Annotated in this window: 24 protein-coding genes; 18 read left to right on the top strand and 6 right to left on the bottom strand. The window is 34.7% G+C overall.

Annotation, left to right across the window (positions count from 1 at the left end; translation table 11 throughout):
* Positions 1–40: 40 nt before the first annotated feature.
* The gene (rlmH, locus tag FNW21_RS14900) at positions 41–514 is read left to right on the top strand and encodes a 23S rRNA (pseudouridine(1915)-N(3))-methyltransferase RlmH (protein WP_144257550.1); all 474 of its coding nucleotides are present in this window, start codon (positions 41–43) and stop codon (positions 512–514) included.
* A gap of 2 nt (positions 515–516) precedes the next feature.
* Here rlmH and FNW21_RS14895 read toward each other — a convergent pair whose 3' ends face one another.
* Positions 517–1,152 (bottom strand): hypothetical protein, encoded by a 636-nt coding sequence (locus FNW21_RS14895; RefSeq protein ID WP_144257549.1) that lies wholly within the window; start codon positions 1,150–1,152, stop codon positions 517–519.
* A complete protein-coding gene (gene folP / locus FNW21_RS14890; RefSeq protein ID WP_144257548.1) occupies positions 1,149–1,979 on the bottom strand; it encodes a dihydropteroate synthase in 831 nt (276 codons plus the stop codon). Before folP ends, FNW21_RS14895 begins: the two co-directional genes overlap by 4 nt.
* Positions 1,980–2,329: 350 nt before the next feature.
* Here folP and FNW21_RS14885 point away from each other — a divergent pair, with 350 nt between their 5' ends.
* From FNW21_RS14885 to tpiA, 6 genes are all read left to right on the top strand, one after another.
* Positions 2,330–2,878 (top strand): DUF1599 domain-containing protein, encoded by a 549-nt coding sequence (locus tag FNW21_RS14885; protein WP_144257547.1) that lies wholly within the window; start codon positions 2,330–2,332, stop codon positions 2,876–2,878.
* 157 nt (positions 2,879–3,035) lie between these two features.
* Positions 3,036–3,386, top strand: coding sequence for a four helix bundle protein (locus FNW21_RS14880; protein ID WP_144257546.1), 351 nt, complete (start codon positions 3,036–3,038; stop codon positions 3,384–3,386).
* Between the two features lie 364 nt (positions 3,387–3,750).
* On the top strand, positions 3,751–4,851 hold the full coding sequence (locus FNW21_RS14875) for a BT_3928 family protein (RefSeq protein WP_144257545.1): 1,101 nt from the start codon (positions 3,751–3,753) through the stop codon (positions 4,849–4,851).
* 11 nt (positions 4,852–4,862) lie between these two features.
* On the top strand, positions 4,863–5,315 hold the full coding sequence (locus FNW21_RS14870; protein WP_144257544.1) for a hypothetical protein: 453 nt from the start codon (positions 4,863–4,865) through the stop codon (positions 5,313–5,315).
* Positions 5,316–5,491: 176 nt separating this feature from the next.
* Positions 5,492–5,989 (top strand): TlpA family protein disulfide reductase, encoded by a 498-nt coding sequence (locus tag FNW21_RS14865; protein WP_144257543.1) that lies wholly within the window; start codon positions 5,492–5,494, stop codon positions 5,987–5,989.
* A 65-nt stretch (positions 5,990–6,054) separates the two neighbouring features.
* A complete protein-coding gene (tpiA, locus tag FNW21_RS14860; protein WP_144257542.1) occupies positions 6,055–6,807 on the top strand; it encodes a triose-phosphate isomerase in 753 nt (250 codons plus the stop codon).
* Between the two features lie 154 nt (positions 6,808–6,961).
* On the opposite strand, the gene FNW21_RS14855 is transcribed toward tpiA, so the two are convergent.
* On the bottom strand, positions 6,962–7,708 hold the full coding sequence (locus FNW21_RS14855) for a carbonic anhydrase family protein (protein ID WP_144257541.1): 747 nt from the start codon (positions 7,706–7,708) through the stop codon (positions 6,962–6,964).
* 238 nt (positions 7,709–7,946) lie between these two features.
* Between FNW21_RS14855 and prmA the strand changes: the two genes are divergently transcribed.
* Both prmA and FNW21_RS14845 read left to right on the top strand, forming a co-directional pair.
* Positions 7,947–8,780 (top strand): 50S ribosomal protein L11 methyltransferase, encoded by an 834-nt coding sequence (prmA, locus tag FNW21_RS14850; protein WP_144257540.1) that lies wholly within the window; start codon positions 7,947–7,949, stop codon positions 8,778–8,780.
* 33 nt (positions 8,781–8,813) lie between these two features.
* Positions 8,814–9,089 (top strand): ATP-dependent Clp protease adaptor ClpS, encoded by a 276-nt coding sequence (locus FNW21_RS14845; protein WP_144257539.1) that lies wholly within the window; start codon positions 8,814–8,816, stop codon positions 9,087–9,089.
* A gap of 66 nt (positions 9,090–9,155) precedes the next feature.
* Here the strand turns inward: FNW21_RS14845 and FNW21_RS14840 are convergent, their stop codons facing one another.
* Both FNW21_RS14840 and FNW21_RS14835 read right to left on the bottom strand, forming a co-directional pair.
* Positions 9,156–10,502, bottom strand: coding sequence for a DEAD/DEAH box helicase (locus FNW21_RS14840; RefSeq protein WP_144257538.1), 1,347 nt, complete (start codon positions 10,500–10,502; stop codon positions 9,156–9,158).
* Positions 10,503–10,561: 59 nt separating this feature from the next.
* The gene (locus tag FNW21_RS14835; protein WP_144257537.1) at positions 10,562–11,164 is read right to left on the bottom strand and encodes an NUDIX hydrolase; all 603 of its coding nucleotides are present in this window, start codon (positions 11,162–11,164) and stop codon (positions 10,562–10,564) included.
* Between the two features lie 7 nt (positions 11,165–11,171).
* On the opposite strand from FNW21_RS14835, the gene pyrE reads away from it, so the two are divergent.
* Positions 11,172–11,813 (top strand): orotate phosphoribosyltransferase, encoded by a 642-nt coding sequence (gene pyrE, locus FNW21_RS14830; RefSeq protein WP_144257536.1) that lies wholly within the window; start codon positions 11,172–11,174, stop codon positions 11,811–11,813.
* Positions 11,814–11,891: 78 nt separating this feature from the next.
* Entirely contained in the window at positions 11,892–12,284 is a 393-nt protein-coding gene (locus FNW21_RS14825) for an SRPBCC family protein (protein WP_144257535.1), read from the top strand.
* Positions 12,285–12,375: 91 nt separating this feature from the next.
* Here FNW21_RS14825 and FNW21_RS14820 read toward each other — a convergent pair whose 3' ends face one another.
* On the bottom strand, positions 12,376–13,098 hold the full coding sequence (locus tag FNW21_RS14820; protein WP_144257534.1) for a biotin--[acetyl-CoA-carboxylase] ligase: 723 nt from the start codon (positions 13,096–13,098) through the stop codon (positions 12,376–12,378).
* 94 nt (positions 13,099–13,192) lie between these two features.
* Between FNW21_RS14820 and rsfS the strand changes: the two genes are divergently transcribed.
* From rsfS to FNW21_RS14785, 7 genes are all read left to right on the top strand, one after another.
* Positions 13,193–13,564 carry a ribosome silencing factor gene (gene rsfS / locus FNW21_RS14815; protein WP_144257533.1) on the top strand — a complete coding sequence of 124 codons (372 nt, stop codon included), beginning with the start codon at positions 13,193–13,195 and terminating at the stop codon, positions 13,562–13,564.
* A gap of 15 nt (positions 13,565–13,579) precedes the next feature.
* A complete protein-coding gene (ftsH, locus tag FNW21_RS14810; RefSeq protein WP_144257532.1) occupies positions 13,580–15,502 on the top strand; it encodes an ATP-dependent zinc metalloprotease FtsH in 1,923 nt (640 codons plus the stop codon).
* A 110-nt stretch (positions 15,503–15,612) separates the two neighbouring features.
* Positions 15,613–16,215: an LUD domain-containing protein gene (locus FNW21_RS14805; protein ID WP_144257531.1), complete on the top strand. Its 603-nt coding sequence runs from the start codon at positions 15,613–15,615 to the stop codon at positions 16,213–16,215.
* A 1-nt stretch (position 16,216) separates the two neighbouring features.
* The gene (locus tag FNW21_RS14800; protein WP_144257530.1) at positions 16,217–17,059 is read left to right on the top strand and encodes a phosphatidate cytidylyltransferase; all 843 of its coding nucleotides are present in this window, start codon (positions 16,217–16,219) and stop codon (positions 17,057–17,059) included.
* Positions 17,049–17,699, top strand: a complete 651-nt coding sequence (locus FNW21_RS14795; protein ID WP_144257529.1) for a phosphatidylserine decarboxylase family protein — start codon at positions 17,049–17,051, stop codon at positions 17,697–17,699. Before FNW21_RS14800 ends, FNW21_RS14795 begins: the two co-directional genes overlap by 11 nt.
* A 2-nt stretch (positions 17,700–17,701) precedes the next feature.
* Entirely contained in the window at positions 17,702–17,968 is a 267-nt protein-coding gene (locus FNW21_RS14790) for an acyl-CoA-binding protein (protein WP_144257528.1), read from the top strand.
* 7 nt (positions 17,969–17,975) lie between these two features.
* The gene (locus FNW21_RS14785; RefSeq protein WP_144257527.1) at positions 17,976–18,746 is read left to right on the top strand and encodes a superoxide dismutase; all 771 of its coding nucleotides are present in this window, start codon (positions 17,976–17,978) and stop codon (positions 18,744–18,746) included.
* The last annotated feature ends 103 nt before the right edge of the window (positions 18,747–18,849 follow it).

Raw genomic sequence — 18,849 nt, 5'->3', positions numbered from 1 at the left:
AAAGCAGTAAAAACAATACTTTTGCACCTTTTAGTAAAACATGAATATCAAACTCATCGCCATAGGCAAAACCGATAATAAAGCACTACAATCCTTACTTGACGATTACACCAAGCGGTTATCGTTTTATATCAAGTTTGATTTGGACGTTATTCCCGACATCAAAAACGTAAAAAACCTATCCGAAAGTCAACAAAAAGAGAAAGAAGGCGAATTGATTCTTGCAAAAATAACACCCACGGATCAACTAATTCTTTTGGATGAAAACGGAAAAAATTTCTCCAGCGTTGGTTTTTCTACCGAATTGCAAAAGAAAATGAATTCTGGAGTAAAGACTTTGGTATTTGTAATTGGAGGGCCTTATGGTTTTTCGGAAACGGTTTATGCCAAAGCAAATGGCAAAATTTCGCTGTCGCTAATGACGTTTTCACATCAAATGGTGCGGTTGTTTTTTATTGAACAAGTGTACCGTGCTTTTACTATTTTGAAAAACGAACCCTATCATCATCAGTAAATTTAATAGATAAATTCTTTTTTATGATTTATCCAAATTCCCTTCTTTTGGACAACTAATTTGTCAATCAAAATTTTGTCTTGAATATATTCGCCAAAAGACACATTTTTATCAAATGAAAAAACAATTTCACATTCGTGTTCTATAAATAAATCATTCAATTTTGATAATTGAGTATTAGAATAAATAGTATTATTAATCTTCACAAATCCATTTTTTTGAAAGTATATAAAACTTTCAAAAGTAGACGGTTTCTCCATTTTATACACCACATCAGTAAACGGTATAAACGCCAAATTTTTGTGCAAACTATCGGCGTAGGAATAATAGTTTTGAGCCAATTCGTTTTTGTGAGCGACTTCATTTCGCTTTTTTTCTTGTAATTTCATAACTTCGGGAAGCACTAATCGCAACGGCAAACGTTTATCGATATTAAAAATCCAATTGGTCGATATGATTTCGTTTTTTCGGTTTACGGCTGCCAAAGTATCCTTGGCGTTGTTTCTAAAAAAAATATAAATTGGGGAATGATCCTCCACGTTAGAAACGATTGTGACATTGGATTTTGGCAGCAAAATAGCTTCTTTATTGCCGCAGGAAATCAAAACAAAAAAGGGAATCAATAACAAGTATTTCATAATTTCGAATGGAGTTTATTATACAAAGTAACACATTCTACGGCTTCTTTTACATCGTGAACCCGAAGAAGTTTAGCTCCTTTGATCAATGCAACCGTGTTCAAAACCGTAGTACCGTTCAATGCGTCTGCCGCTGTGGTCTGTACCGTTTTATAAATCATTGACTTTCTAGAAACGCCAGCTAAAACAGGCAAATCCAATACTTGAAAAACCTCCAGTTGCCGCAAAATTTCATAATTTTGATCCAATGTCTTGGCAAAGCCAAATCCAGGATCTACAATCAAATCGTTGATGCCAAAACTACGTGCTGTGGCAACTCGTTCCGAGAAATAAAAAAGCATTTCTTTAATCAAATCGTCATAATGAGTGAGCGTTTGCATGGTTTGGGGCGTTCCTTTCATGTGCATCATGACATACGGAACTTGATATTTTGCAACGATTTCCAGCATTTTTGGGTCGAGATTTCCTGCCGAAATATCATTGATGATAGCCGCACCATTTTCGATACAAACTCTGACCACTTCAGCCCGAAAAGTATCGATAGAAACAATGGCATTGGGATTGATTTTCAAAACCAATTGTACCACGGGAAGAATCCTTTCCAACTCCTCGGCTTGGGTAACAAAATCAGCATTTGGTTTGCTCGAATACGCACCAATATCTATAATGGAAGCTCCTTCCGAAAGGATTTTCTCGATACGAAATTGCAATTCAGTTTCGTTTTTATACCTTCCTCCGTCAAAAAAAGAGTTGGGTGTAACATTCAAAATCCCCATGACTTTGGGAGTTGCTAAATCTAGTAATTTGCCATTGCAATTGATAGTCATAATAAATGTGTAAATTATCGCTTGATTTCATTAAATTTAAAAAAAAGATTCTTGTCACTTGATTTTAAGGGCATTCGCTTTTAAAAATACTTCCACAGATTGCTTCGCCTATTCGACTATCGCTCGGGTCACTGATTTCAATACCTTAAAAGGAATGAAATTACACTGATTTTTGAATTTGTGCAATCAAACAGCATTATTTTGGTTTTAAAATTTGTGACTAGTTGGTGTATTTTCTTTTTCATTTACAATTGTTTTAAAAGCGAACGCCCTGCTTGATTTTAAACGATGGGCTAGAATGAAAAAAAAACCTTATTTTTGAGCAAATTTACACAAATATACCCCATTAAATGAAGAATACTTCACAAGAATACGACAGTATTATTGCCATTTGTAGAGCACTTTATGTCAATAAAATGAAAGATTATGGTTGTGCGTGGCGCATTTTGAGATTGCCTTCTTTGACGGATCAAATCTACATCAAAGCACAACGAATCAGAAGCTTACAGGAAAATGAAATCCGTAAAATCGACGAAGATGAAACGGGCGAATTCATTGGCATTATCAATTATTCGATTATGGCATTGATTCAATTGGAATTGGGTGTCGTGGATCAACCGGATTTAAACCTTGCCAAAGCCAGCGAATTATACGATGCTAAAATCCAGCTTACCAAGGAATTAATGGAAAATAAAAACCATGATTACGGCGAGGCGTGGCGCGAAATGCGTGTGAGTTCCTTGACTGATTTGATTTTGCAAAAATTGCTTCGTGTCAAGCAAATTGAAGATAATAAAGGCAAAACATTAGTTTCAGAAGGAATTGATGCGAATTATCAGGACATGATTAATTACTCGGTTTTTGCATTAATTTTGATGGAGAAGAAAAGTAAACTTTAAAATTTAAAACTAGGAGAGAAATTCAAAAAACAAAAAACAAAAAACAAAAAACAAAAAACAAAATTCAAATAAATTACAAGTTTTAAAATTCGAAACACTGGAGTGAAATTTAAAAAACTTAAAAATTTAAAATTCGAAAGTATAAATAAACTATTTTATGAGTGAAAAAATATATGATTTAGAAGACCGAACATTAAAATTTGCTATTGCTTGCCGATTATTTTTAAAAAAACTTCCGAGAACAATTTCAAATATTGAAGATGCCAAACAATTAGTTCGTTCATCAGGTTCGGTTGGTGCTAATTATATTGAAGCAAATGAATCCTTGAGCAAAAAAGATTTTTGTTTCCGAGTAAAAATTTGTAGAAAAGAGGCTAAAGAAAGTAGTTATTGGTTGAAAATTATCAAAGCAACAAATCCAGAATTTGAAACCGAAATCAACAAACACATTCAAGAATCCGATGAATTAAAAAAAATAATGTCGGCGATTATAGAAAAATCAACTTAAATTACATTAAAATAAATCAAAACTTAAAGGTAGAAAAAATTTGAAACTAGCAGAAAATTTCAAAAAACAAAAGACAAAATTCAAATAAATTACAAGTTTTAAAATTCGAAAATAGGAGTGTAAAATAGTAGAAGTAAATTTATACTTCAAAAAACAAGTATTAAATTTGAAATTTATTTTTTCAAAGCATTTCATTTCGAATTTAAAAAATTGAATTTTGGAATTTATTTGAAATTTGTCTTTTGTCTTTTTTCTTTTGTCTTTTGTCTTTTGTCTTTAAAGTATCCCATTTTGAATTTAAAAAATTAAATTTTGGAATTTATTTGATTTTTGATTTTTAAAACTACCTACTAAAAAATACAATATGAAAAACATCCTTACCCAATTCTCCCGCATTTTTGTTGGAATTTTATTTATTATTTCTGGACTAATAAAGCTCAATGATCCGTTAGGATTTTCCTATAAACTAGCTGAATATTTTAGTGAACCTGTTTTTAATATGCCTTTTTTCGAACCATTTGCATTGGAGATAGCCTTGTTTTTGGTAATTCTCGAAGTGGTTTTGGGCGTGATGTTGCTCATTGGTTTTAAATCAAAATTCACAATTTGGAGTTTGCTACTACTCATTGTCATGTTTACGTTCTTGACTTTTTACTCCGCCTATTTTGATGTGGTTAAGGATTGCGGCTGTTTTGGGGACGCTTTGCATTTAACGCCTTGGCAATCCTTTACGAAAGATGTGGTTTTATTGGTTTTTATATTAATTCTCTTTTTAAATAAAAAATTGGTAAAACCGTTGTTTGCAAATACCATTCAAAATGGTTTGTCGCTGGCAAGTATCATCCTGTGTGGATTTATGGGCTATTGGGTTTTGAACCATTTGCCACTAAAAGATTTTCGTCCGTATCAAGTAGGAAACAATATTCAAAAAGGAATGCGAATTCCTGATAATGCCCCAAAAAGTGTCGTAGAAATGATTTTTGTTTACAAAGTAAACGGCGTTGACAAAGAGTTTACAGATAAAACATTAGACAAAATTCCACCGGGAGCTGCCTTTGTAGAACGAAAAGACAAAGTTATTACCGAGGGTTACGTCCCTCCTATTCATGATTTTGTGATGGAAAAAGACGGAACTGATTACAAAGATGAATTTCTGGACGCCCCTAAATTGATGATTTTTGTGGCCTATGATTTGGCTACAGCCAACAAAAAAGGACTGGTCAAACTCGAAAAGTTGAAACAAACTGCTGCCGCAAAAGGATACAAAGTAATAGGAATGACCGCTTCGTCACCAGACCAAATGGCAGCAACCAAAAAAGAATTTGGATTTACCTTTGACTTCTATTTTTGCGATGGAACCGCTTTAAAAACCATCGAAAGAGCCAATCCAAGCATTGTATTGCTAGAAAAAGGAACCATTTTGCAAAAAGTACATTATAATGATAGCGATGATTTAAAATTTTAAAAAAACTAGTTATGAAACTATTTTATGCCTTTTTAGCTCTCATTTTGATACCTACTTTTAGCGCATGTACAACAGAGAGCAACCACATTGCTTGTTTTACACCTCCAAGTCCTTTTATATTTGAAATGGTAAACAAGAATACAGGAGAAAATCTTTTTACAAATGGGACGTATCTAGCCAATCAAATAGTTATCACCGATCTAGCAACTAACACAAAAATCCCATACACATTCCTATCCGAGAACGGACTAAACGCATTTAGCATCAGCAGTATTGGATGGAAAACTGAAAAAATAAATTATGTAATTTCAATTCAAGACAAAACCATTTTTGCTTTATATGTTGATGCCAGCCGAGTGAGTAGCAATCAATGCAACTATACCGAATACAATCAAATCAAGATTACAAAGGCAGCGTACGAGCAAAATACGACAACAGGAATCTATGTCATAAAGATTCCGTAAAAAGAATACGGCGTTATTCCAGATGTAGATTAAAAAAACAATGCGAAAAAAAATTGAAAATCTTACTTATTAACTATATCGTTATTGTCAATGTTTTATAACAAATAAACAACCAAAGCAACATAATTGTAAATCAGTAGTTAAAATACTTTAATTAAATTTGTAAAAATAAAATCATGAAAAAAATAATCGTTTTAGTACTTGCTTTTGCTGCTTTTTCGTGTACCAATGCGCAACAGAAAACAGCATTCGCTCCTACGGCTTTGTCCGAAACACTATTGACTATCGATGGTAATCAAGTTGCTTTTCAGGATGTTATAAAAAAACACCAAGGAAAAACACTCGTTATCGAAGTTTGGGCGTCGTGGTGTGGAGATTGCGTAAAAGCTATGCCCAAAATAAAAGCACTTCAAGCCAATAATCCTAACGTAGATTATGTCTTTATTTCTATGGACAAAACTGCCGATAAATGGAAAATGGGTATCGAAAAACACGAATTGAAAGGCGATCATTATATGGCCAATGACCAAATGAAAGGCGTTTTTGGAACCGCTATTGATTTAGATTGGATTCCGAGATACATTATAATTGACAAAACTGGAAAAATTGTTTTGTACCGAGCTATCGAAACCGATTTTGACAAAATAAATCAAACGCTTAAAAACGTACAATAGCCATACAAAAGGCAATTTTGCTAAAAAATAGAAACACGAATACCTTAAATATAAATACAACTAAAATGAGAAAGAAGATTGTAGCAGGAAACTGGAAAATGCATAAAAATGCAGAACAAACAGAAGATTTATTAAACGAATTAATAGCACAAATCCCAACCGAAACAATAGCGCAAGTTATAGTAGCGCCTACATTTGTGAACTTGGCATCAGCAGTAGATCATTTAGAATTTACGGCTATTATTGTAGCTGCACAAAATGTTCACCAAGCAGAAAGTGGTGCTTTTACAGGTGAAATTTCGGCTGATATGCTTACAGGAATTGGAGTAAACACTGTGATTCTTGGACATTCAGAGCGCAGAGCGATTTTTAACGAAACTGATGGCTTGATTGCAAGCAAAGTAAATACGGCTTTGAAACACGATATGACAGTGATTTTTTGCTTTGGCGAAGAATTAAAAGACCGTCAATCTGGAAATCATTTCAACATTGTTGAAAACCAATTAAAAGATGGATTATTCCACATTGAAAATACAGCTTGGGAAAAAGTTGTTTTGGCATACGAACCCGTTTGGGCAATTGGAACTGGAGAAACAGCTTCGCCAGAACAAGCACAAGACATGCACGAATTCATTAGAGAAACCGTTCGTAAAGCTTTTGGAAGCGACATCGCCGAAGACGTAACTATTCTTTACGGAGGAAGTGTAAAACCAGATAACGCCAAAGAAATATTCTCAAAACCAGACGTAGACGGAGGTTTAATAGGAGGAGCAGCACTTAATGCCAAAGATTTTGTTGCTATTATTACCGCTATCTAATAAGCATTTTTGTCTTTATAATAAAAGCGGTACGAAAAATTTCGTACCGCTTTTTTTAACTTAAAATGAGACTCTTTTTTTACGAAAAGCTACTTTTCATTATAAAACAATCCGCAAACAAGGAGGTTTATAATTTAAAGTGAAGCTAAAATTCTTATTCTAAAAATTCCAAATTTCCAGTGCGTAATGTGTAAAAAGCCCCAACTATTTTTATTTCTCCATTATTTTTCATAGTTCTCAATATTTCACTATTTGCAACTATTTGATCAATCGTATATTTAATGTTATTTTGTGCTACTAATTTAACAAAAGCTTCATTTTTAGAGCTTTTTTCTCCCTGAAAATTTTGACTCATTTTTACAGCTGGCTTTAAGTTAGCAAGCATCGATGTAATATTGCCAAGATGAACATCATCAATCGCTCCTTTAATGGCACCGCAATGTTGATGCCCCATAACAATAATCAGTTTTGCTCCTGCTACTTTACAAGCAAACTCTATGCTTCCTAATAAATCGGTATTAACAAAATTTCCCGCTACTCTACCCACAAAAACATCACCTATACCTTGATCAAAAACGTCTTCGACTGGAACTCTACTATCCAAACAACTTAAAACCATAGCTTTAGGGAATTGTCCATCCGTAGCTGCTTTTCTAATTTCTTCTGAATGAACACGATTAGTAAAAATACTATTTTTAAAGCGCTCATTCCCCGCTTTAAAATCCTGCAATACAAGGTCGGGTGTCAACAAATCGCGCTCCTCTTTAGTAGTAATATGTCCAATCATACTTTCAGATTTAATTTTCGCTTTCGGATTTTCTAGAGTTGCACCCAATTTACACGATACAAATAAACAAGTACCCGCTAACAACATCACTGTTTTAATTAATTTGTTTTTCATTTTTATTAAATTTATTTATCGATGCAAAGTTCATACATTTTATTCATTAACAATTATTTATATATTTTATACTAATCATATGCAAAGTTTATGTATGTATCATTATTTAAAATTATTCTTGCGAAGAAATATCATCAGACATAAAATAAATCCTATTTCCTATGCCTCCCATTTCCCAAAATAGTTATTGAAATATATAAAGGATTGCCCCGTGATTACTACCTTTGCAAAAAAACACATGTCAAACATTTACATAGGCTATCATTTTACCATAACACCAAAAGAACTGGGATCGGAAATATTAATTGCACAATTGGGCGAAAAAGCTTTTGAAAGTTTTACCGAAACCGAAACGGGTATTTCGGCTTTTGTACAAAAGGACTTGTGGGATGAGATGATTTTAGAAGACATTCAAATCTTGAAATCGGAGGAATTTGTTATTGATTATTCTTTTGAAGAAATCGAACAAGTCAACTGGAATGAGGAATGGGAAAAGAATTTTGAGGCAATAGATGTAGACGGAAACTGCCATGTTCGTGCCCCTTTTCACCCTCAAACTAATGCCGAATTTGATATCGTAATCGAACCAAAAATGAGTTTTGGAACTGGTCATCACGAAACAACACACATGATGATTCAGCATTTATTAGAAATTAATGTGACGGGGATGAAAACATTGGATATGGGCTGTGGCACCGCAATCCTTGCCATTCTTGCCGAAATGAAAGGAGCCCAACCTATTGATGCCATTGACATTGACAACTGGTGCTACTTGAATTCAATCGAAAATGCAGCACGAAATAATTGCCAATACATTACCGTTTATGAAGGCGATGCTGCCTTGCTACAAGATAAAAAATACGATTTGATTATTGCCAATATCAACCGAAATATTTTATTGAACGACATGCAACGTTATGTGGATTGCTTGAATCCAAAAGGAACATTATTATTAAGCGGTTTTTATGAAGAAGACATCCCCTATATCGATGCTTCTTGTGTAGCAAAAGGGCTGACTTATGTTAAAAAATTTCAAAGAAACAATTGGGTTTCCTTAAAATATGTAAATTAGTTGCTTGAATTGCAACACACAAAACCATTTCAAATGAGTACAAAGGAAAAAGTTAGAGAACGAGTTAGTCGCAAAGAAAGTACCGCTTTGAATAACGAAATCATCGTGTATAATGATGATGTAAATACTTTTGACCACGTTATAGCAACTTTAATTAGAGTCTGCAATCATACTCCTGAACAAGCGGAACAATGCGCTTTGATTGTGCATTACAACGGGAAATGTACTGTAAAAACGGGACCCTATGACAAACTAAAACCGCAATGCACCCAGTTATTAGAAGCGGGTTTGAGTGCCGAAATCATATAAGAATCTATTTTATCTTAATGCAGTACTACTTGATAAACAAGTACTACTGCATTTTTTTATGCTATTTTACTCCTCTTCTTTCTTAATTACTTTTCGGGCTACTTCTATTTTGAATTTTTTCCCTTTCATTTTTTCATCTTTGATGGCCAGTAATAAATCTTTTACTTTATTGAATTTTACTGCCGCAAAAGAGATAAAATCCTTTACTTCGATCAATCCTAAATCGCCTTTCTCAAGATTCCCTTTTTGAGAAAAGAACCCAACAATATCTATTTTGTTCAATTTATTCTTCTTGCCACCGCTGATGTAAATAGTTTGAAATTCTGGCGGTTTGGGCAATGTAGTAGTGTTTTCAATTTTTAGAACTGGCATTCCGTAATCAATATAATCTGCTTTTTTTTCGCTTTCATGAGCAATTATATACGCCGTTCCCGAGGAAAGCATTCGGGCTGTACGGCCATTCCTATGGGTGAATTCGTCAAGTTTTGTTGGCAAATGGTAATGAATTACGTGCTTCATTTCGGGAATATCGAGACCACGAGCTGCCAAATCGGTGGTGATTAAGTAACTCATACTTCCATTTCTAAACTGGATTAACGCACGTTCACGCTCGTCCTGATCCATACCGCCATGATAATAAGTGGCGTAAATTCCTTTTTCGTTCAAGGTATCACTAATGCGTTCAGCAGCATCACGATGGTTGCAAAAAACAATAGCCGATTGTGATTTTAAGGAACAAATCAGGCTGAACAAACTACCTCTTTTGTCTTTTTCTTTAGAAACGACTAACTTGGTCGTAAGATTCGATTCTTCTTTGTGTTCTGGGATAAAATCCAAAATCGTAGGATTAACGACTCTAGTATATCTTGGAATCTCAATATCTGAAGTGGCCGAAACCAAAACGCGCTTGTTCAATTTGGTCAATTTCCCAATGATAAACGACATTTGTTCATGAAACCCCAGTTGCAATGATTTATCAAATTCATCCAAAATTAAGGTTTGAATTTTATCAATACGAAAGGTATTTCTATCAATATGATCTGCAATTCGTCCTGGAGTACCTATTAAAACGGCTGGTGGATTACTCAAATTTTTGATTTCGGTATCAATAGAATGACCACCGTAACAAACATTCACTTTATAATTGGTTCCCATTTTTTTCCAAACTTGCTCAATTTGCAAGCCCAATTCTCTTGAAGGAACTAGAATTAAACATTGTACCGAAAGGATTTCAGGTTGCAACATTTCTAGAACAGGCAATAGAAAAGCGAGTGTTTTTCCAGAACCTGTAGGCGAAAGTAAGAGCACATTATTGTCGTTTAAAATGGCGTCTTGTGCTACTTCTTGCATTTCGTTTAGGCTTTCGATACCTAAATTGAGTAGTATATTGTTGGAATGGTGTTTCTGATTCATTTTGCAAAGGTAAATGAATTCTGAATTTTGACTAATGAATTTTGAATTAAAAAAAAGGGCTATTTCAAAAGGTGCTCTTCTTCGAACAATAATTTTATGTTTTCATACGAGTTTTTGAGTGCTTCCGGAATTTCGCTGGGTTTGAGCCAAGCAACTTTCTCTATTCCTTCTTCCAATTGCCCTTGTGGAATGCCTTCAAAAGTAGATTGCATTTCAAACCAATGGGTAATTTTGAGTTTGTATTTTCCGTTACGTCTAAAAATATGATAGGTTTTTTGGAGCTTTTTGGTGATAGTAAGTTCGTTTACCCCCGTTTCCTCCTCCACTTCTCGCATGGCGGTGGCTTCAATTTCTTCTCCTTTTTCGATACCGCCTTTGGGCAAATCCCATTTTCCGTTTCTAAAAATAAATAAAACTTCGCCATTTTTATTATAAACAAAGCCACCTCCAGCTTTATTAACCGGTATTTTGGCCTTCAAAGTCTTCATTATTTCCTTTTCATCAGGATGATAAAGATAGGCTTTTTGAATTTTATTTTGAAATATTTTAACTATAAGTTGTTCAATATCAATACTTTCAAGTAAAAACAACTGAAAATCTGTCTCTTTCGAGATTTCATTAGTTAAAAAAAGTGGTTTGTCGTTAACAAAAACTTTATACATTTGTATTATGATTTTTAATAAAGATACAGCCGAAAAAACAGCCGAATTGCTTTTGCAAATAAATGCAATTAAATTGAATCCAGGAAATCCTTTTACATGGGCTTCGGGATGGAAATCACCTATTTATTGTGATAACCGACTAATTCTCTCATTTCCAGCCATACGGAATTACGTGCGAGATGAATTTTCTAAAAACATTGAAAAACAATTTGGAAAACCAGATGTGATTGCCGGCGTTGCAACCGGTGCCATAGGTATTGGGATGCTCGTTGCCGAAAGCATGGGATTACCCTTTGTCTATGTGCGGCCAGAACCCAAAAAACACGGTCGACAAAATCAGGTAGAAGGTTTTTTGCAAAAAGGACAAAACGTTGTTGTGGTAGAAGATTTAATTAGCACTGGAAATAGCAGCTTGCTTGCCGTAGAAGCCTTGAAAGAAGCAGGAGCCAATATCAAAGGAATGGCAGCCATATTCACCTATGGGTTTGAAGTGGCAGAGCAAAATTTCAAAAATGCAAATGTTGATTTATTCACGTTAAGTAATTATCAAAATTTAATCAATTTGGCCGTTGCCAAAAAATACATTACCGAAAAGGAAGAAGCTACTTTGAGAGAATGGAACGCAATTCCTTCCACTTGGGGAAATTAATTTTAGATTTTGATACTATTTTGACCCGAGCCTAAAAGGCGAACTGGCGAAGCATTTCCGATAAAAAAACAAAAAATAATGAATTTAGAAAGTCCCAAAGTTACTGTCGAAAAATCAGCTCAAGAATTATTTGATTTATTGAGCGACGTAAAAAATTTCGAGAAACTAATGCCCGAAAACATTGCCAAATTTGAAGTAATTGGTGACGATGCGTTTATTTTTGGTTTAAAAGGAATGCCAGAAATAAAACTTAAAATGAAAGAAAAAATAGCCCCAAGCAAAATCGTATTGGGTGCTGCAAGCGATAAATTACCTTTTACACTAGTGGCCAATATTGATGCTATTGCAAATGATAGCTGTGCCGTAAAGCTAGATTTTGAGGGCGAATTCAACCCCATGATGGCTATGATGATCAAAGGGCCTATTGGGAAATTTATAGAAACATTGGCCACAAATATGACCAAATTGTAGTAGTAAAACCAACAGTTTTAAAATTATGAAATGTTTATCCTTGGAATTATTTCCTAGGATAAACATTTTTTTATACACTTATTTTTTGGTATTAATACAACAGTTGAACCTCCTTGATATTGAATTCTGCGATAGAATCATCCTCAAGAAGAATTTGAAGCATACCACTTGCTGCAACGCCTTGAATAATTCCCATAAATTTTTGTTGCTTGGAATCCGAGAAAGGCATTGGAATACCTCTTTTAAATAATGCTTTGGTATACGAATTTTGCAATTCAAGCGGATTAAACACCGCTATTCTATTTTGAATGCTTTCAAAAATCAACGAAAGCAATTGCTCTTTGTCAAAAAAACGGTTGCAAACCAGCGCCAATGAAGACGCATTTGGTAGCAAATCAAAATTAGTTTGGTTCACATTTAACCCTAAACCAACAACCGAAAAAATAGTTCCATCACTTTTTATACTATTTTCTATCAAGATGCCACCTATTTTCTTGTGGTATGACATAATGTCGTTAGGCCATTTTATACTTAAATCAGGTATCTTTTCCTTTTCAAGAACTTCAATAACAGCAAGCGCAACCATCATATTAAGATAAAAAATCTGATTAATACCACCTAATAAATCCTTAATCAAAAGACTCATTATTAAGTTTTTACCCGATTCAGATTCCCACACCGTCCCCATTTGCCCCTTGCCTTTTGTTTGCGTTTCGGCGGTTACAACCGTTAAATTCTCGACTGTCGTGTTGCTCAATAGTCCTTTCAGAAAATCATTGGTAGAATCTATGGCATCGAGTTTGATTAGCTTCATGTACTGTTTTTTATAAACATAATTTAATATTATGTTAAGGTTCAAAAATAATCACAAAAAATGGTAACTTTACAAACTTATATAAAAATAATTCATGGCGAAAAAGACTATAAATAATGACATTCTACTAGCGAATATCATAAAGGGAATTGAAGAAGTAAAAGGAAATGATATCGATATTCTAGATTTAAGAGAAATTGATACTGCAGTATGTGACTATTTTATCATTTGCAGTGGAAACTCAAATACACAGGTAAATGCCATTGTAAACTCCATCCAAAAAACGGTTTCAAAAGAATTAAAAGACAAGCCTTGGCATGTTGAAGGAACGGATAATGCAGAGTGGGTCCTCATGGATTACGTACACATAGTAGTACACGTTTTCCAAAAACACATTCGAGAATACTACAACATCGAGAGTCTTTGGGGAGATGCCAAAATTACTAAAATCGAAAACAAATATTAAAGAAACAACCTTCTAATGGCTAAAGAGAATAATCCAAATTCGAATAAATTTAAAATAAGTCCTTGGTTAATTTACACCGCAATACTATTGGTTTTTCTAGTGATTAGCTTTGCAACAGGCGGATCAAATTTTGAAGAACCTGCTCAATTGACCTCTTCTAAATTTAATGATATTTTAGAAAAAGGACAAATAGAAAACGTAATCATTTACAACAAATCCGAAGCCGAAGTATTCCTGAATGCCGCTGCGTTGAAAGACCCTTCTAACAAGAAAGTAGCCAAAGACGTATTTGACAGACCCAATAAAGGGCCACATTATACACTAGAAATAGGAGACATTCAAAACCTAGAAAAAAAATTAGAAGCAGCCAAAAGCAAGCATATTTTGGGTGATTTTGATTTTAAACAAAAAAGCGATTTTACAGGATTATTATTAAACTTTTTGCCCATAATCATCATCATTGGCGTATGGATTTTCATCATGCGTAAGATGTCTGGCGGTGGCGGTGGCGGTGGCCAACTCTTTAACATTGGCAAATCAAAAGCAAAACTTTTTGACGAAAAAACCGATATCAAAACTACTTTCAAAGATGTGGCTGGTCTTGAAGGAGCGAAAGAAGAAATACAAGAAATTGTAGAATTCCTCAAAAATCCCGAAAAGTACACCAATCTTGGTGGAAAAATACCAAAAGGCGCCTTACTCGTTGGTCCTCCAGGAACAGGAAAAACATTATTGGCAAAAGCCGTAGCTGGTGAAGCACAAGTTCCTTTTTTCTCGTTATCAGGATCAGATTTTGTTGAAATGTTCGTAGGTGTTGGTGCTTCCAGAGTAAGAGATTTATTCAAACAAGCCAAAGAGAAATCACCTGCAATCATTTTTATTGACGAAATTGATGCCGTAGGTAGAGCCAGAGGCAAAAGCAATATGTCAGGCGGTAACGATGAACGCGAAAATACCTTGAACCAATTGCTAACCGAAATGGATGGTTTTGGAACCAATTCAAATGTTATCGTACTAGCAGCGACCAACAGAGCCGATGTATTAGACAAAGCCTTGATGCGTGCGGGTCGTTTTGACAGACAAATTTTTGTAGACTTACCAGACATTCGCGAGCGTGCCGAAATTTTCAAAGTACATTTAGCGCCTTTGAAAAAAGTTGAAGGATTGGATACTGACTTTTTGGCCAAACAAACTCCGGGGTTCTCTGGTGCTGATATTGCTAATGTGTGCAACGAAGCTGCTTTGATTGCCGCTAGAAACAACAAAGAAGCAGTTGACAAACAAGATTTCCTAGATGCTGTAGATCGAATTGTAGGCGGTCTCGAAAAGAAAAATAAAATTGTAACTCCCGAGGAGAAAAAAGCAATTGCCATTCACGAAGCAGGTCATGCCACCGTAAGCTGGATGCTAGAACACGCTGCTCCACTTATCAAAGTAACTATCGTGCCTAGAGGGCAAAGTTTAGGTGCCGCATGGTATTTGCCTGAAGAACGTTTAATCGTGCGTCCGGATCAAATGCTTGACGAAATGTGTGCAACAATGGGTGGAAGAGCTGCCGAAAAAGTAACATTTGACAGGATTTCGACTGGAGCATTAAGTGATTTAGAGAAAGTGACCAAACAAGCGAGAGCCATGGTGACCATTTATGGTTTGAATGACAAAATTGGGAATGTTACCTATTATGATTCCAGCGGACAAAGTGAATATAGTTTCTCCAAACCATATTCTGAAGAAACTGCCAAAATTATCGACTCTGAAATATCATTACTAATTGAAAGTCAGTACCAAAGAGCGATTGCTATATTAGAAGAAAACAAAGATAAATTAAATCAATTAGCGGACATCTTAATTGAAAAAGAGGTTATTTTCAAAGACGATTTAGAAGCTATTTTCGGAAAAAGAACCTTTGACAAAAATCTAGAAGAAGTAGTTTCGTAAAAACGCATTTTTCAAAATATTTTAAAATCTTAATTCAAAAACCACTTTTGAATTAAGATTTTTTTATCTTTGGACGTTTTCGTATAATTTATAAAGAATAGTAGCAAAATATGAGTCTTTTCAGAAAATTTTTTGGTTCAAATAATCCCGGTTCAGATGCCGATAAAGAAAAGGAATTGAGTAAATCCGCTATCGATAGAAATGCACCAATTGACGAACAATTTATTTTTAATTTTAAAAATAATGGGGGCAAATTTTTGTACTGTGAAACTATACAAGAAGTAAAAGAACAGCTAGAAAATATTCTGGAAGAGAACGACTGGTTCGAGAGTGAAGCGTTGTGCTATGAGCCCAAATTATTCCCAATGCTCGAGGAAAACAAAATTGCTTTTATCAAACCTAGCAAACCTGCTTTTCTTTTTGCAAGTTGCGAAAGCCTTATTTCTGACGAAGGTTCTATATTATTTTCATCCAATCAAATCAAACAAAACAAACCGTACGAATTGCCAACAAACATTATTGTTATGGCAAAAACCAGCCAAATTATTGCCGAAAAAAGTGATGGTTTAACCGCTATAAAAAAGAAATACGAAAGAGATTATCCTACCAATATCACGACTATAAAATATTTTGAAAAAGCAAAAGAAGAGGATTTTACCCAATACGGAAGTTCTGCAAAAAATTTATACTTATTGCTACTAGAAGATTTTTAAAATGAATGAAACACTCAAAAGAGCTATATCAGGTGCCATCTATGTTATTTTATTACTAGCTGCTATAGAATTTTCGACGGAAAGTTTTTTCATTCTTTTTGGTCTCTTTATGCTCATTGCAGTAGTGGAGTTTTGCGATTTAGTCGAAATAAACAAAGTAATTCCGTTACTTGTAGCAACTGGACTTTTTGCTTTTTTTTATAAAATAGCCGTTGCGACCAAAACCGAATCTCTGTTATTTCAACTTCGCTACAGTCAAAACAAAGATTTACTTTTGCTTTTCCTAACGCTTTTAGTATCCGTAAAATGTTTCTTTTTTTTATATGATGACGATATTCAAAAGGTAAGTCCCGTATCAAAATACATTTATTTAATAGGCTATATTATTTTGCCTTTTATCCTTATTACCAAAATTCCGTATGGCTTAAAAGGCTATAACCCAAAAATCATCATCAGCATATTTGTGCTTATCTGGACGAATGATACCTTTGCTTATATTGTGGGGAAATCTATTGGAAAACACAAACTTTTTGAACGCATTTCTCCCAAAAAAACCATTGAAGGTTTTATAGGTGGTATTGCATTTGCAGTGCTGGCGAGTTATTTAATTTCTAAATATTACATCGAAGGTGCAACTTTTATTTGGATGATAATTGCTTTAATTGTTGGGGTTTTTGGCACAATTGGCGATTTAATCGAATCCAAATTCAAGCGAATTGCAGGCGTAAAAGACAGCGGAATCATCATGCCAGGTCACGGAGGCATTCTAGATCGACTAGATAGTGTTATATTTGTAGCACCAATTGTATTTTTATTTTATCAAATTTTAAACTATGTTTCATAAAGAAGGAACCCAAAGCATTTTATTAGGCACATTTTTTACCGCCATAACTGTTCTCTTGTCCGATGCTTTTATCGATACTTTTTGGCTCAAAAAAGGAATCCAAATACTCGCTTTATTGCTACTGATTGTAATTCTGCAATTTTTTAGAAACCCAAAAAGAACTGTAATCCAAAACGAAAATCAAATACTTGCGCCCGTTGACGGAAAAGTAGTGGTTATTGAAGAGGTGTACGAAGGGGAATATTTTAAAGACAAGCGTTTGCAAATCTCCATTTTCATGTCGCCAATAAATGTCCATGTGACTAGATATGGCTGGAGTGGCGTTGTAAAATTTAGTAAATACCACCCTGGCAAATTTTTGGTAGCTTGGCATCCAAAAGCCAGTGAAGAAAACGAAAGAACAACCGTTGTGGTCGAAAACGCCACATTTGGTGCCCTATTATACCGACAAATTGCTGGAGCCTTGGCACGCAGAATTGTAAATTACGCCGAGGAAGGCATGCAAGTAGTTCAAGGTACTGATGCAGGATTTATAAAATTTGGTTCTAGAGTAGATTTGTTTCTACCAATAGGAACGCCTATTAACGTAGTATTGAATCAAAAAGCAATTGGGGGCAAAACCATAATTGCTACTAAATAAGTATGACCGAAGAAGCATTAGAAATCCAATTCCAAGAAGCATTTGAGAAGGCTTCGAACATGACACAAGCATTACCGCAAGATGTCATGTTGCGACTGTATGCTTTTTACAAACAAGCCACTTTTGGCACGGCAAATTATACCCAGTCCGAAAACTTTGACTTAAGAGATGCGTTCAAAACCAATGCTTGGATCCAAATAAGTCATTTGAAACCCAGTGAAGCCAAAAAGCAATATATAGCAACCGTAAATTCAATATTGAATAAATAGTTATCGCATGAAAAAAATAGTTTTTTTAGCCTTTAATAGTATCTTTTTACTGCTTTTCATTTCGTGTAATGACAAAAAATACACCGAAGTTGTTGAAGTTCCATTGCCTACAGTGGAGCAAAAAGTAGACTTAGGCGTACCCGATGATGTCAAAGCAATTGACGGTGCCTTTCAAATAGAGAAATTGCCCTATACCTATGATGCACTAGCCCCAAACCTATCAGCAGTAGCGCTCGAGATGCACTATTCTAAACATTATTTAACGTATACCAATAACTTAAATAAAGCATTAGCAGGCACGCCTCTGGAAAATTTAACCATCGAGGAAGTACTGGCAAAATTAGATCTCAACAACACCGAATTACGCAATAATGCAGGTGGTTATTACAACCATTCGCTTTTTTGGAAAAGCATGGCACCAAAATCTGGCGGCGAACCCAAGGACACTTTGGCGGCAGCCATTACAAAAGATTTTGGATCCTATACCAACTTTGAAACCGTGTTCAAGGACGAAGCTTCTAAACAATTTGGGTCTGGCTGGATTTGGTTAGTAGTAGATAAATCCGGAAAACTTCAGGTTACAAACACCGCCAATCAAGACAATCCTTTGATGCGAAATGCACTGATACCAGGCACGCCAATTTTGGCTTTAGACGTTTGGGAACATGCTTATTATCTGGATTATCAATACAAACGAAAAAATTATATTGATGCGTTTTTTACTGTTATCAATTGGAAAGTGGTAGGCGAGAATTACGAAGCTACTTTAAAAAAATAAATTAGCATAATTGAAAACAGTACTTTTCAGGGCAAACGCATCATAATTTGATTAATTTTTCCAGATATTGATTGTCCCATCCTGCTTTTAGGCGCTTACTTTT

Origin of the sequence: Flavobacterium restrictum, from assembly GCF_007097245.1 — a bacterium.
Taxonomy (GTDB): domain Bacteria; phylum Bacteroidota; class Bacteroidia; order Flavobacteriales; family Flavobacteriaceae; genus Flavobacterium; species Flavobacterium restrictum.
The sequence above is the reverse complement of the archived record's forward strand: the minus strand, read 5'-3'. Positions and strand labels throughout refer to the sequence as shown.

What these genes read in the sequence shown, in the direction of transcription:
- rlmH (WP_144257550.1), top strand. Translation starts at nt 41, where the DNA reads ATGAATATCAAACTCATCGCCATAGGCAAAACCGATAATAAAGCACTA.
- FNW21_RS14895 (WP_144257549.1), bottom strand. Translation starts at nt 1,152, where the DNA reads ATGAAATACTTGTTATTGATTCCCTTTTTTGTTTTGATTTCCTGCGGC.
- folP (WP_144257548.1), bottom strand. Translation starts at nt 1,979, where the DNA reads ATGACTATCAATTGCAATGGCAAATTACTAGATTTAGCAACTCCCAAA.
- FNW21_RS14885 (WP_144257547.1), top strand. Translation starts at nt 2,330, where the DNA reads ATGAAGAATACTTCACAAGAATACGACAGTATTATTGCCATTTGTAGA.
- FNW21_RS14880 (WP_144257546.1), top strand. Translation starts at nt 3,036, where the DNA reads ATGAGTGAAAAAATATATGATTTAGAAGACCGAACATTAAAATTTGCT.
- FNW21_RS14875 (WP_144257545.1), top strand. Translation starts at nt 3,751, where the DNA reads ATGAAAAACATCCTTACCCAATTCTCCCGCATTTTTGTTGGAATTTTA.
- FNW21_RS14870 (WP_144257544.1), top strand. Translation starts at nt 4,863, where the DNA reads ATGAAACTATTTTATGCCTTTTTAGCTCTCATTTTGATACCTACTTTT.
- FNW21_RS14865 (WP_144257543.1), top strand. Translation starts at nt 5,492, where the DNA reads ATGAAAAAAATAATCGTTTTAGTACTTGCTTTTGCTGCTTTTTCGTGT.
- tpiA (WP_144257542.1), top strand. Translation starts at nt 6,055, where the DNA reads ATGAGAAAGAAGATTGTAGCAGGAAACTGGAAAATGCATAAAAATGCA.
- FNW21_RS14855 (WP_144257541.1), bottom strand. Translation starts at nt 7,708, where the DNA reads ATGAAAAACAAATTAATTAAAACAGTGATGTTGTTAGCGGGTACTTGT.
- prmA (WP_144257540.1), top strand. Translation starts at nt 7,947, where the DNA reads ATGTCAAACATTTACATAGGCTATCATTTTACCATAACACCAAAAGAA.
- FNW21_RS14845 (WP_144257539.1), top strand. Translation starts at nt 8,814, where the DNA reads ATGAGTACAAAGGAAAAAGTTAGAGAACGAGTTAGTCGCAAAGAAAGT.
- FNW21_RS14840 (WP_144257538.1), bottom strand. Translation starts at nt 10,502, where the DNA reads ATGAATCAGAAACACCATTCCAACAATATACTACTCAATTTAGGTATC.
- FNW21_RS14835 (WP_144257537.1), bottom strand. Translation starts at nt 11,164, where the DNA reads ATGTATAAAGTTTTTGTTAACGACAAACCACTTTTTTTAACTAATGAA.
- pyrE (WP_144257536.1), top strand. Translation starts at nt 11,172, where the DNA reads ATGATTTTTAATAAAGATACAGCCGAAAAAACAGCCGAATTGCTTTTG.
- FNW21_RS14825 (WP_144257535.1), top strand. Translation starts at nt 11,892, where the DNA reads ATGAATTTAGAAAGTCCCAAAGTTACTGTCGAAAAATCAGCTCAAGAA.
- FNW21_RS14820 (WP_144257534.1), bottom strand. Translation starts at nt 13,098, where the DNA reads ATGAAGCTAATCAAACTCGATGCCATAGATTCTACCAATGATTTTCTG.
- rsfS (WP_144257533.1), top strand. Translation starts at nt 13,193, where the DNA reads ATGGCGAAAAAGACTATAAATAATGACATTCTACTAGCGAATATCATA.
- ftsH (WP_144257532.1), top strand. Translation starts at nt 13,580, where the DNA reads ATGGCTAAAGAGAATAATCCAAATTCGAATAAATTTAAAATAAGTCCT.
- FNW21_RS14805 (WP_144257531.1), top strand. Translation starts at nt 15,613, where the DNA reads ATGAGTCTTTTCAGAAAATTTTTTGGTTCAAATAATCCCGGTTCAGAT.
- FNW21_RS14800 (WP_144257530.1), top strand. Translation starts at nt 16,217, where the DNA reads ATGAATGAAACACTCAAAAGAGCTATATCAGGTGCCATCTATGTTATT.
- FNW21_RS14795 (WP_144257529.1), top strand. Translation starts at nt 17,049, where the DNA reads ATGTTTCATAAAGAAGGAACCCAAAGCATTTTATTAGGCACATTTTTT.
- FNW21_RS14790 (WP_144257528.1), top strand. Translation starts at nt 17,702, where the DNA reads ATGACCGAAGAAGCATTAGAAATCCAATTCCAAGAAGCATTTGAGAAG.
- FNW21_RS14785 (WP_144257527.1), top strand. Translation starts at nt 17,976, where the DNA reads ATGAAAAAAATAGTTTTTTTAGCCTTTAATAGTATCTTTTTACTGCTT.